10 protein-coding genes are annotated in these 13,386 nt (G+C 36.1%); 3 read left to right on the top strand and 7 right to left on the bottom strand.

All coding sequences use genetic code 11. The features are described from left to right. Positions 1-11 precede the first annotated feature (11 nt). Complete coding sequence (locus QWY91_RS11670; RefSeq protein ID WP_290235255.1) at positions 12-866, bottom strand: alpha/beta hydrolase; 855 nt, start codon at positions 864-866, stop codon at positions 12-14. An 18-nt stretch (positions 867-884) separates the two neighbouring features. Beyond that, positions 885-1,754: an alpha/beta hydrolase family protein gene (locus QWY91_RS11665; protein ID WP_290235253.1), complete on the bottom strand. Its 870-nt coding sequence runs from the start codon at positions 1,752-1,754 to the stop codon at positions 885-887. A 307-nt stretch (positions 1,755-2,061) separates the two neighbouring features. On the opposite strand from QWY91_RS11665, the gene QWY91_RS11660 reads away from it, so the two are divergent. The 3 genes from QWY91_RS11660 (at position 2,062) to QWY91_RS11650 (ending at position 4,206) form a co-directional block, all read left to right on the top strand. Beyond that, on the top strand, positions 2,062-2,415 hold the full coding sequence (locus tag QWY91_RS11660) for a hypothetical protein (protein ID WP_290235251.1): 354 nt from the start codon (positions 2,062-2,064) through the stop codon (positions 2,413-2,415). Positions 2,416-2,636: 221 nt separating this feature from the next. Next, the gene (gene ric / locus QWY91_RS11655; protein ID WP_290235249.1) at positions 2,637-3,365 is read left to right on the top strand and encodes an iron-sulfur cluster repair di-iron protein; all 729 of its coding nucleotides are present in this window, start codon (positions 2,637-2,639) and stop codon (positions 3,363-3,365) included. Positions 3,366-3,609: 244 nt separating this feature from the next. Continuing rightward, on the top strand, positions 3,610-4,206 hold the full coding sequence (locus tag QWY91_RS11650) for a Crp/Fnr family transcriptional regulator (RefSeq protein WP_290235246.1): 597 nt from the start codon (positions 3,610-3,612) through the stop codon (positions 4,204-4,206). Here the strand turns inward: QWY91_RS11650 and QWY91_RS11645 are convergent, their stop codons facing one another. From QWY91_RS11645 to lacZ, 5 genes are all read right to left on the bottom strand, one after another. Further along, positions 4,207-4,665 carry an FKBP-type peptidyl-prolyl cis-trans isomerase gene (locus QWY91_RS11645; RefSeq protein ID WP_290235244.1) on the bottom strand — a complete coding sequence of 153 codons (459 nt, stop codon included), beginning with the start codon at positions 4,663-4,665 and terminating at the stop codon, positions 4,207-4,209. A gap of 204 nt (positions 4,666-4,869) precedes the next feature. Continuing rightward, complete coding sequence (locus tag QWY91_RS11640; protein WP_290235241.1) at positions 4,870-6,828, bottom strand: glycoside hydrolase family 97 protein; 1,959 nt, start codon at positions 6,826-6,828, stop codon at positions 4,870-4,872. Positions 6,829-6,858: 30 nt separating this feature from the next. Further along, positions 6,859-9,015 carry a glycoside hydrolase family 43 protein gene (locus tag QWY91_RS11635; protein ID WP_290235237.1) on the bottom strand — a complete coding sequence of 719 codons (2,157 nt, stop codon included), beginning with the start codon at positions 9,013-9,015 and terminating at the stop codon, positions 6,859-6,861. Next, positions 9,015-10,001 (bottom strand): glycoside hydrolase family 43 protein, encoded by a 987-nt coding sequence (locus tag QWY91_RS11630; protein ID WP_290235233.1) that lies wholly within the window; start codon positions 9,999-10,001, stop codon positions 9,015-9,017. The genes QWY91_RS11635 and QWY91_RS11630 overlap by 1 nt, the downstream gene beginning before the upstream one ends. 209 nt (positions 10,002-10,210) lie before the next feature. Then, entirely contained in the window at positions 10,211-13,381 is a 3,171-nt protein-coding gene (gene lacZ / locus QWY91_RS11625; RefSeq protein ID WP_290235231.1) for a beta-galactosidase, LacZ type, read from the bottom strand. Positions 13,382-13,386: the final 5 nt, after the last annotated feature.

The raw sequence follows: 13,386 nt of genomic DNA, 5'->3' as shown, positions 1-13,386 counted from the left end.
TGAGAACGATGTTATTCAACAGGATTTAAATGTTTCGCAAAGAATTCTTCGATAGCCGGATCTGTAATTTCCAGTTTCTCGGCATAAGCAACACCATGTCCTCCTTCAACTTCAAGATATTTGATGTCTGCACCAGCTGTTTTCATTTTTTCTACAAAATCACGTGTGCGCTCTGGTAATACAATACGATCGGAGTCTCCCTGTATAAGAAACATTGGTGGATGATTTTCTCCAATATAACCTATTGGCCACCATTCCGATTTCGCCATTGGCACCTCTCTGCCTAATTCGGTTGGAGGCGATCCGGCAGCAACGACATTCACTTTGCTCGAATATTCTTTGTACGGGCCATTACCTTCCAATTTTTCAACATCAGATGTCATTGCTAGCATTAAAGCAAGGTGAGCACCTGCAGAATGGCCGTAAGCTCCAATGCGATTAGGATCTACATGTAATTCTTCAGCATTAGAGCGTAGCCATCGCACTGCGCACTTCACGTCTTCGATACATGCAGGAAAACCAGCTTCGCCTGTAAGTCGATATTCTACATTAATAACCACATATCCTTTTTGGGCATAAGCAAGCATCATTTTTTGATAAACATCTACGTCTTTTGATCCTGCGGCCCATCCGCCACCATGTACAATTACTAAAGCTGGTTTAGTGCCCTCGGCAAAATTCTTTGGCATTGCCAGATCTAGTTTCCAGGAATCGCTTTCGCCGTTGCGATAAGCAATGTCTTTAGTAACTGTAACCGTTTTTTCTTCTGAAAAAAGCTTCGTTGCATCTACTTGTGCAGAACTGAAAAAAGGAATACTAAAAGCCATAAAAATGATAAGCTGAAATCTCAAATTTGAGTTTTTCATAATGTTGAAATTTTAGTTTTATTCATCGAAATTTTTAGACTTCATCGTCCAACCCGGGTAATTCTCTAAATTAGATTCCAGGAAAATATCAGATTTATCTTCATTCTTAAAATGCCAGTCCAACCAGTCTTTAGCGAGTTTTGCAAAAGATCCACCATTTTCTTCATCAAACGTACCACCGTGGCCCGCTTTTAATTCGTTAGCAAATGCTACCGCAACATTTATTCGATCATAATCTAAAAACGCATTATTAGTGGCAACATCACTCTCTCCACCAACCAGATAAATTACATCGCCATTAAGCTTTTCTAACGATTTTGTGTTTGCACCAGCCATCGTCATATCTCCCATGCCCGAGTTAAACATCATATAAGTTTTAATTTGAGAATTCCCCGCAATACGCATAATTTGGGCGCCACCACAGGATTGGCCACCGGCTGCAATTTTTTCTAAATCTACGGCATTGTAATAATCGTTACCCTTTGTCGTTGCTTTTTTGGTAATCCAATCAAGACCTTTTAAGAGTTTATCGTCTTCGGTGCTTTTGTGTTTTCTTTCTTCAACCGTCATTTGCAATTCGCCGATTGCGACAATCACATACCCGTAAGAAGCAATTTCAGATAATAAACGCTCGTGGTGAATAGAAGAATCCATACAACCACCATTGGCCCAAATAAGAACAGGTAATTTGTTTTCTGCTTTTACTGCCTCTTCAATATTTTCTGGGCGATAAATTACAAAGTCTGAAAGTGATTTTTCTGAAGCGGCGATAGCATGATAGGGACCGCTGCCTCCGTTGTCAATCGTTTTCGTTTTTAGAAATTGAGCATTAATTTGAATAGTGAAGAGATAGCAAAATGCTATACAAAGAATTGATATAGTTTTCATTGGTAATAGATTATGCTTAAAGATACTATTATTCTCATGTTTTTTATAATTAAAATTATGGCAATCAGCTTCACAATTTTTATTTCCCGCTGTTATATTCAAATGAAGTCAAGAAGCATATTGTATAACATTTGGTATAGGTATTATAAAGATTTAGAAATTTATTGTTTTCCAACATTTTTTAAATTCCATTAAGCAACTTGGTAGAGATGTATTAGCATAGTTAAACTTATGGTAATAATAGACAATTCTTAGAATAATCTTTATTCAGGTTTATCTTTGGTTTATCAAGCTAAACATACTTATTATGGAAAACGATAAAATACAAATTGAGCAGGAAAACGGCGAAACCTTAGATTTTAATGTAAACGCAGAAGTGCAGAAAGGTCTTTATCTTACCACCGATACTCGTTTAATCAATGAAAATATTCAAAAATTTGCGATTGATATAGAAATGGTTCCCAACCAGATCGCCATGAAGATTTCTCAAATAGGTAAGTTTGCTGCAGTTACTTTTGCGGTAGATGAAAATAGAAAATATCAGTACCTTATAGGATCAGAGCTTGATATCGATAAAATGGAGAAAAATGCTTCCGATAAAATTCCAGATCAAATTAAAGGACTTATTGTAGAAGCTTATTCTCTTACCCAGAAAGAATAAAATTCAATTTCAACAAATTTGAATTAATTTATAAAAAGCGGGCTAAATGTCTGCTTTTTTAATGCTCAAACTTTATTTCAGTCTTCATTTGAAACGTTTATTTCTTAGAATAAATAGTGCTTATAAGCTCCAAAATAAAAAAATAGCGCTTATGATCTCACTCATAATCTAAAAGGTAGCTGTTCTTCAACTTTGTAAGGTAGAACTTAAAAATCATTGTTATGAATACGTTACAAACAAAAACAGTTGGCCAAATGGTAACTGAAAATATTAAAACTGCACATATTTTTAAAAAGTATAATATTGATTTTTGCTGTGGTGGCGGAATTAGCATCCAAAAAGCTTGTGAGCGCGCAAATGTTTCTTTTGATGATCTGGCAAGTGATTTACAAAATCTTGACCAACCTAAAAGTCGTGCTACAGATTATAATAATTGGGATTTAGATTTCTTAATCGATCATATTATCAATATCCATCACCGATATGTTGAAGAAAATATCCTGATGTTGGTGCAATACGGTACAAAGGTCGCTAAAGTTCACGGCGAGCGTCATCCGGAACTACTGAAAATACAGGAACTTTTTGCAATGGTTGCTACAGAGCTTAGCGGGCATTTGCGTAAAGAAGAGCTCATTTTATTTCCTTTTATTAAAAAAATGCTCCAAGCTAAAAAAGAAAATACATCTTTAGCACGGCCACAATTTGGTAAAGTAGACCATCCTATAAAAATGATGGAGGTTGAACATGAAGAAGCTGGAGCGATCTTAAAAAAGATTGCAAAGCTTAGTAATAACTACACACCACCTGAAGGTGCTTGCAATACCTATCGTGCTTTTTTTTCTAAATTAGATGAATTTGAACAAGATCTTCATCAGCATGTTCATTTAGAGAACAATATTCTGTTTCCTAAGGCACTTCAATTGGAAAAAACGATTCAATATTTTGAATAACATAGCCTTTATTGGTTGTTTTAATTCAGAAGATTATTTTCGATTTATTTTACGGGTTTTATGTTTTTGAAAGCTTTAATTCTTTATAAAATTGTTTCCTTATGGAAGCGGGAGTAGCGCGCGCTGATTCCTGTTTTTGTAAGGATTCTTTTATTTCAGAATTTAAGAATAAAAGCAACTAGAAATGATGAACAATAAGATGCAATTTTATACTAAAGCAAGTTATTTTTATATAAACTAAAAAATGATAGAGGCAGAGGTACTTTTAAAATTTGGCGCGAAAAAATGCGAGTATAATAAAGGAGATCGGTTATTTGGCGAAGGCGAAATGGCGCAAAACTTTTATCAGGTGATCTCTGGAGAAATTAAAATGAACAATTATAATTTAGACGGAAAAGAGTTTATACAGGGAATTTTTAAAGATGGGCAAAGTTTTGGTGAACCTCCTTTATTTGCAGACGTTAAATATCCTGCTAATGCTGAAGCTATTAACGACTCCATTGTTTTTAAATTATCAAAAAATCATTTTCTCGATTTACTTGCTTCTCATCCCGAAATTCACCTAAAAATTACTCAAACACTAGCTAAAAGACTTTTTTATAAAGCGATTATGGTTTCAGAAATTTCTAGTCAAGAGCCGGAACATCGTATTTTAAGAATTCTAGATTATTTCAAAAAACATGTATATAAAAAGGAAGTTCCCTTTAGTTTTAAAGTAGATCTAACCCGCCAGCAAATTGCAGACTTAACAGGCTTACGAGTAGAAACGGTGATTAGAGCCATGAAATCATTAGAGAAAAAAGGAGAGCTTAAGATTATTTCTAGAAAAGTTTATCGCTAACTATTCTATAACTTCTAAAAGTTCAATATCAAATACTAAGACTGAACCACCAGGAATCGTATTGTAGTTACAAGGACCGTAGGCTAATTGAGAAGGTATTAAAAGTTGACCACTACCACCTTCTTTAAAATTAGTAAAACCTTCTGTCCAACCAGGAATCACTTGTTGCAGACCAAAAGTGATATCGTTATTTTGATCAAAAACATTGCCGTTGAGAAAATAACCTTTATAATTTACTCGCACTCTGCTTGAACGTGAAGGCTGAGCACCTGTACCTTCTTCTTCTACGATATAGTAAAGACCAGAATTGCTCTTTTCAGCATCGAGATTATTAGCTTCAAGATAGTCTTGTATCTCCTGATCGTTACTTTCTCTGTAATCTTTTGTTTGACAATTTTCATCGTCACTTCCACAAGAAATAAAAAATAAAACTAAAATGGCCAGGTAGCAGGTTTTCATATTTATAATTATAAGTTCAGTCTATTTTTAGAAAGCTGAATTAGTTATTGCATTCAACAAAAATGGCTATAAAATTTGAAATAAAATAGAAAGCCCATAACATTTCTGTTATAGGCTTTTTAATTTACAGGAATAGTTTACTCGTTTATTGAGCTTTAAGTGTTCCAGTTTTTACAATGGGTTGTGTACTAGTCCCAAAACGATTTATTCTGTATATAAAACTGCTCCTCCTTCAGAAGCAAGATCTAGTTTTACTTTTCCGTTCTTTCTAATTTTTATTTCTTCGAAGGCTGCGGTAGCATCTTTCTTATCAAAAAGATGTTTTATCGTTTGTCCTGCTAACATTGGAATTTCTAGTGAAATCTTACGTTTTTCTTTTTTAGCATTAACCACTGCGATATACCATTTGTCGCCTTTTCGACGTGCCATTGCGCAATAATCTTCTGGAGTACCGCCAATATAAATTGTTTCGTCCCAAACACTAGGAACTTCTTTTAAAAAGTTAAGTACATAATCAGGTTGCTCATCAAGATTATTAGGTGTTAAACCATAATGTTGAATCGGTGAAAAATATAATACTGAAGTCGCTAATTCGAAGGCATCAGTCGTACTTCTTACAGTTCCGTTTTCCTGATTTCTTGATAAACGTTTATTTAAAAACACCGGCGAAAAATCCATTGCACCAACAGCGTTTCTTGTAAACGGAAGTAGGGTCGCGTTTAACGCATGTTTATCTAAAGAAGCCTGTTGAAAAATTAAATTCTCTGAAGCTAAAACTGCCTCTGAAGTTACATAATTTGGATACATTTTTTCCCAGCCTCTTGGTAGCGTACAACCATGGAAAGTAATAGCCAAGCCATAATTATTAGCATCGGTTAAAATATCTTCATACAACTTCATGGTCACCTGCTTATCTCCACCAAAAAAGTCGATTTTTAATCCTTTCACACCAATTTTCTGTAACCAGGCCATTTCTTTCTGGCGCTGGATGGTATTATTCATTTTATCTTTTGGCGTTTGTGGCGCTTCATTCCAAAGTCCGTTTGAATTGTACCACAACAAAATATCAACATTTTTAGAGTCGGCATAATTCACCAATTCTTCCATCTTTTTTCGACCAATATTGCGATCCCAATTGGCATCGATCAAAACATATTCCCATTCCATATCGGCAGCCAGATCTATAAACTCAACTTGATCTTCGTAGTTTATACTTGGATCTTGCCAAACAATCCAGCTCCAGCTCGCTCTTCCCATTTTATAATCCATCGAAGCCTCGTATTTTTCCTCGACTAAATCGAAAGCTACGGTAGACTCTACAATGGGTTTTAATGTACTTCCTAAAGTAATCGTTCGCCATGGAGTACTGGCTGGTAGAGATTGAATTGCGTAAGTTTCAGCAACACCATTATTTTCTCCTTCCTGCGGAAATTCAACTTCAAAAAGTCCGTTTTCAGTAGCTTCACCTAAGCGACAACCAGGGTAATGGCTATCGGTTCCGGTTTCAGAAATTAAAAGCCATCCTTTATCTGAAATTTTAAATAGCGCCGGGAAGGTGTATCCAACACCATATTTAGAAGGAGTACTTAGTTTTTCATTTAATGTATATTCTTCTTCGTAAGAAGGTTTAGTTCCCATCCAACCTATCATTGGTGTAGCCTGCGGACTAATATAGCTTGTAGCATCACCGGGAAGTTTAAAACCAGATTTTTCATTTAAAATCTTCAGGCTATTTTTCCCTTCATGAGATTTTAATTGATATGAATAAGCAACATCACGGTTAGAAACCCGAAATTTCACAATTAGCGTATCCTTATTGCTATTCAGGAATTTTCCAACTAATTCGTTAGCTACATAATCTACGTGGCTTACTTTGGCTTTCTTAAGCTCATAAGAGTTTTCGATATGATCTTTCTGAAAGGAAGTATTTTCTAAATTCTTAGAGAAATCCCCAATAGAAGTTTCTAAACCAAGTGGAGAATCTTCTAAAAATACTTCGTTTTTATAACGAATATCGTAAGAGATTTTACCGCTATTATTTTTTAGTTCTACGGCGATATTACCGTCAGGACTTTTAAGCTGTTCCGTCTTTTGAGCGCTAAGCGATTGAGAAAGTAAAATTCCGCCGATTAGTGAAAAAGCCGTTTTAAATATGATTGACATAGATTATATGATTTGTCGTATTTGTATAAATTAATTTACAGGTTTGATACCTTCAAGAGTTGGTTTTACTTCTTCAATTAATCCATCTTCTGTAAAGTTTAATCTATCGATAGCAACTTCACGGTGGAAACCGGCAGCTCCGCCCATAGCTTCTCCTTTAGGTCTTGTAAATCGGTGATATACCAGGTAAAATTCATCTTTATCATGAACTTTTATTACTGAATTATGTCCAGTGGCTAAAATATCCTGATTTTCATCTTTCTGAATTACGATGTTGTTTTCTGGAATATTAAGTGGTCCAAGCGGACTTTTAGCAGTGGCATAACGCACTTTATAATTTGGGCTTCGTGTATCATCTTCAGACCATAAAAAGTAATAGGTGTCGTTTCTAAAAAACACTTCCACTCCTTCTCTAAAAGTTTCATCTGGTGTAAGTACTTTTGGAGCACCATCTTTAATCGAAACCATATCGTCATTCAATTCTACTACCGCTAAGAACCCATTCCCCCAATACAGGTAATTTTTTCCGCTTTTTGGGTCTACAAAAATATCAGGATCGATATTTTGTCCGCCATTTATACCTTCTGGTTTTTCAGAAATTAAAGGCGCACCAGAATCTTTAAAAGTACCTTTTGGATTATCTGAAGTTGCTACTCCCACTTGCTGAGCAGCCGTGAAATAATAGAAATATTTAAATTTTCCATCAATTTCTTTTTCAACCATCGTTGGAGCCCAGGCATTTCTGCTAGTCCACTCTACATCTTTTTCAAGATCTAAAATAACGCCTTCATCGGTCCAGTTCACTAAATCTGGAGAAGAGAAGGTTTTAAAATATGTTCCCGACCATCCATCGAAACCATCACTGGTAGGGTAGAGGTAGTATTTGCTATCTTTTTCAGAATAAATAATTTCAGGATCAGCATAGTAGCCTTCTACCACAGGGTTATTAGCAACTTCAACATTAACCTGATAGCTGGTTTTGTTTTCTCCATTTGTAACTTCATAAGCTACCGCTCCGTTAGAAAAATCCTGAGCTGTATTTGGTGAAATTTCAGTCCTTGGAAGTACATCGAATTTAGGATCAAAATTCGATAAATCGGTACCATATTTTACGGGAAGATAGACAGTTTTTTCTGAACGCTTGATAACGATATTGTTCGATTTTATGGCTTCATTTTCTGCGCCGGTAATTTCAGTTAAATCTTCGGAAGGAAACTCTTTTAATAAGCGTTGTAATTCTTCTGAAGAAATTGGCAATACTGTACCATGTCTTGGATGAAAGTTCATCGAAATATCTTCATCTACAACTTCAAAATTCTTAAGATCAGCACTTCTGGTAAATTGGTACTTTCCGCTGGTGTACATATCGTACATTAAGATATAATCTTGAGAGTTATTCAGTTTAAACACTCCAGAACCTTCTACCGCTTTATCGGTTTGATCTACATTTCCCTGCTCAGCTTTGTATCCAGAAGTTAACGAATCTGAAATTGCTACTTTTATTCCTTTATCGGTATCGCCTTCGGTTTTATAGAACAAATAAAATTTATCGTCTTTTTTAATAATATCACCATCTATAGAAGCTTTTTCATTAGGATTGAAAAACAACTGTTTTGGAGTACTTTCTAAAGCGGTAAAATCGTCATTTACATACGCATAATAAATCTTATCGTAGCTGCCCGGTTGTAACATCGAGAAATAAACCATATATTTTTTTGCCTGCGCATCATAAATAGTTTGTGGAGCCCACACACGGGTAACATCTGAAAATTCAGGAAAAGTTTCTGTGATATCGATAACGCTACTCGACCAGTTTAAAAGATCGTCAGATTTTAGTAAACTCATAGCTGTATTCGACCAGCCATTTTTGGTTAATAGATCGGTAACGACCATATAGAATCCGTCGTTATTTTCTTTTCTAAGAATATGAGGATCACGAACTCCGCCTGTACGACTTATAGAATCTGAAGCGACAATAGGTTCGTTATTATTTAAAGAATGAAAATTATAGCCATCGCTGCTAATAGCATAGCGAATCGCTTCTTCTCCTGCACCATTACCAGTGAAATACGTAAATAGGTAAGCGGTATTTTCGTTATTTTTTTTATTCTCTGTCGCACATGCGAATAATAAGCTGCAAAAGATAGAGAGAATCAGAAATTTTGAATTGGATTTTAAAATTTTCATTAGTTATTAATATTAAATTTTCCGGTTATATAGATTTTGTCTTGGCTGTCGTCTACTTCCAGTAGGTTTGGGATTCTAATATAATTTCCTTGCGATCCTACCCGGTGACTGTGTAGTGCCATGATCAATTTTTCATCAAAAGTTTTAAACATCATACCGTGACCAAAATTAGGCGGGGTAATAGGTTTTTCTTCTTGTATCCAGGGGCCATCTAGTGTGCTGCTTTTAGAATATGCTACACCCTGAACATAATCTTGAAAGACCCAGCTTGTCCAAAGCATTCCCAATTTTCCGGTTTCCGTTTTAAATAAAAATGGCCCGTCTGTAACCTTATTGGCAACTACTTCGCCCTTTTCATTACGCTCTTTGCTCCAAGGAGAATCTTTAGCTCTAAATAGAATTTTTCCTTTACCTATAGAACCACTTAAATCGGATTTTAGCTGAATTTTTTCCATCGTTCCGTTCCCGTTTTGCAACCATTCGTGGCAGTAGATCATGTATGGCTTTTGATCTTCGTCAACCCAAAATGTGCCATCTAAAGTAGGTTTATCTGCCGGGAGATAAATCTCATCTTCCATAGGCTTATAAGGTCCTTGCGGCTGGTCGCTTACCAGAATATGGCTTGCGCGTCGTTCAATTTCATTTCCGGCTACCGTATCGATAATGGTATCACGATTAGTGAATGTGGCGAAGTAATAATACTTATCCTGATATTTATGAAGCTCTGCCGCCCAAATCATAGGGTTTTCTCCCATCCAGGATTCAGGATCGATTTCAACCACGGTGAAGGGCCCTTCCCAAAACTTTAAGTTTTTACTTTTCCAGAGTTTGCCACCGGTACCAGTCATAAAATAGGTTTGACTGTCTTTATCTGCAAGAATGTAAGGATCACTTAACCGAATGGAATCTAGAGGAATATTTTTTTTCTGAGCCTGAGTGACGGCTGAAAACAAAACAAAGATTAAAGTTATGCAGGTGAGTTTCATAGTTTTCTAGTCATTTCTGTTGATTTTCAGCTCGCTTCAGCTTTTAAACGTCTAAAATACATTTAAAAATAGTAGAATACTAATTGGTTTTTTTAAGACTTAGAAAATTATCCCCAGGCTGATTAAACCTGGAGACAATTTCAACTCACACTTATAATTTACTCGATAATCGAGATTAATGCTCTGAGACTTGCTCTGAGCTAGTTTACTTAATTATTCAATAGCGATATGGTATAGGAATAACTATACTCATTTTCTTCTAAGCGATATTGCTGGTGCGGGTAACGTCCCCAACTATCATCGCCACCTAAACCGCGTTGCTTATAATCGACATGTAAAAACACTTTGTCGTAAACTTTGATATCTGTTGTATGGCGTTGTGATTTTTCATCTCCCGGATCTAAATCTTCGGTAGCAATGTTTAAGGCGCTAAATCCTAAAGGTTGTTCACCAACTATTTTTAATCCAGTGCCGTTGCTGCTTTTAAGCTGAATCCAACGCGTGTCGGTTTTATAACCAGCCTCTTGAGGACGAATATAACCCAAGGTAAACTGATTTTCGACTTTATCTTCGTAGATGCCTAAAAACGCTGAAGTTTTTCTATCTGAATAATTTTCCCAAGGCCCACGACCGTAATATGTCAGGTTCTCGTAATCGCCAGCTAAGATCATTCGCATTCCAAATCGTGGAATTTCAGGTAACTCTTTTTCAGATTGTAAACTTGCTGTTACTTTAATTTCTCCGTTGTTTTCAATTAGATATTCAACTGTATAGGGAACATCGACTCCGGCTAATTGATAAGTAACTGTAATTTGCTGTCCAGCTTTATCTTTTTTAGCAAGCTCAACATTAGTTACTTCTGAATTATGAGTCGCTTCTTTCCAAGCCTTTAGTTTTTTCGGCATGCCGTTACCGAAATCATTATCGGTAGGCGCTCTCCAAAAATAAGGCTGCGGAAATACTGAAATTGGTGATTTCTCGCTGTCTTTTAAATGATAGCTTTCAAAACTTCCGGTTTTGGTATTGAAAGTTCCTTCAATAGTTGCTGTTGAAAATTGAAGTTTTTCGCCTTGTTTTTTCACCTTTAAATCACCTGTAGCCTCTGTATTATTTTCAGCAAAATAAGTAGTTTCTCCGATTTTGAATTGTTCTCTGGCAATTTCGTGTCCTGCAGGAACCATCGCTTTCGCTTTTTTAGTGTACGCATACACGCTTAAGAAATATTCTTTATCCTGAAGTTCTGGTAAATTCACAGAAATCGATTTTGAAGTATTTGGAGTCACTTCAATAGTGAATTTTTCAGATTTTACCACTTCTCCGTCAGCAAGTAATTCCCATTTGAAATCGAAAGCATCCAAATTCGTGAAATTGAACTTGTTTTTTATAGAAAGATTGTTGTCTTTTAACTCAAATTTGATGTTTTGATATACTTTTTTCACTTCCTCTAAAGCCGGATGTGGTTCACGATCCGCAGTTACAAGTCCGTTAGCATTAAAGTTTTGATCATTTTGCAATTTTTCAGCGCCAAAATCGCCGCCATAAGCCCAAAACTCACGTCCATCTTCGGTTTCCGTTCGTAATCCCTGATCGACCCAATCCCAGATAAAGCCACCTTGCATGTGATCGCTATTATCGATAATATCCCAATATTCCTGAAAGTTTCCGTTACTATTTCCCATCGCATGAGAATATTCACACATGATAAAAGGACGTTCTTTAGTGTTGTCTTCAGCATATTCTTTCATATGCTTGATGCTTGGATACATTGGGCAAACGATATCTGTATTGCGATTTTCACCAGCCTGTTCAAATTGCACTTTACGAGTGGTATCACGCTCTTTAATCCAATCGTAAGCATCGTAAAATACCTGTCCGTTTCCGTTTTCATTACCCAAAGACCAAACAATGATTGAAGGATGATTTTTGTGAAACTCAACCATTCGTTGAATTCGGTCCATATGCGCTGGTGACCATTCTTCTAAATAAGCTGGATGTATTGTTGTGTCCAAATCTTTATTGAAAGCTACGCCCATTCCGTGAGTTTCAATATTGGCTTCATCTACAACATACATTCCGTATTCATCAGCCAATTCGTAGATATAAGAATCGTGCGGATAATGACTCATTCGAATCGCATTGACATTGTTCTTCTGCATCACCTCGATATCTTTGCGCATCATTTCTCGATCGGGTGTGTGGCCTTTATCAGGATGATGTTCGTGTAGATTGACACCGTTTACGGTAATCGCCTGTCCATTCACCATTAGCTGCGCATTTTTAATTTCCACTTCACGGAAACCTGTTTTTCCTGAAATTGCAGCCACTTCATTGTCTTTTTTATCTAATAGACTGATCGTATATTTGTAAAGAATTGGAAATTCATTGCTCCATTTTCCAACATCTTTAATTGTTTTAGAAAATGTAGCTTCCAGTTCTTTTTTTCCTAAAGACTTGGTTTCTGAATACACTTCTTTTCCAGAAGGATCCATTAAAGCAAATTTTACCTTTGGCTTTTTGATGCTTCCTTTATCAAAATCTTTCAGTTTTACATTGACGTTTAATTCCCCATCGGTATAATCGTTACTCAAACCACTGGTTACAAAATAATCCCATATTGTGGTTTTAGGAACGGCTTGTAAATATACATTGCGCTCCAAACCACTCAAACGCCAGAAATCCTGGTCTTCCAGATAACTCCCGTCGTGCCATCTAAACACCTGAACTGCTAAAAGATTTTCTCCATCCTTTAAAAATTCAGTAATATCAAATTCAGCCGGCGTCTTAGATGCTTTGGTCATTCCCGCTTCTTCGCCGTTTACAAAGATTCTTGCGTAACCAGAAATTGATCCAAATCGAAGAATAATCTCGTGATCGTCCCATTGCTGCGAAACAGTAAAAGTTCTTCTGTACGTTCCTACTGGATTATAAATTTCTTCATCGCCATCTTTCGAGTTTTTGTTGATGATCTCGCCATTTTCCGTTTTTTTTTCCGAAGGAAATCCGATATAAGGTGGATTTTTAGGATGCGGATACGTAATATTGGTATAAATCGGCAAATCGAAACCTTCCATTTCCCAATTTGAAGGAACCTTAATATCGTTCCAATTACTGTCATTTAGTGATTCCTGGTAAAAATTTAAAGGGCGCTCACTGGGATGTTGAACGATATTAAATTTCCAGGTTCCGTTTAAACTTTGGTATAAATCTGAAGATTTCGGTTCGTTTTTTAAAGCTTTAGAAGCGGAAGAATAGAGCACAAAATCACTACGACCTTCCAGCTTGTTTCGATCTAAAGTTGTAGGGTCTTCCCACTCGTTTTGCTGAGCATAGGTAGCGGTCACAATTACCGCAAATATTAGATTGAAAAGAGTTTTTTTCATATTCT

Origin of the sequence: Zunongwangia endophytica (assembly GCF_030409505.1) — a bacterium.
In the GTDB taxonomy this organism is placed as follows: domain Bacteria; phylum Bacteroidota; class Bacteroidia; order Flavobacteriales; family Flavobacteriaceae; genus Zunongwangia; species Zunongwangia endophytica.
The sequence above is the reverse complement of the archived record's forward strand: the minus strand, read 5'-3'. Positions and strand labels throughout refer to the sequence as shown.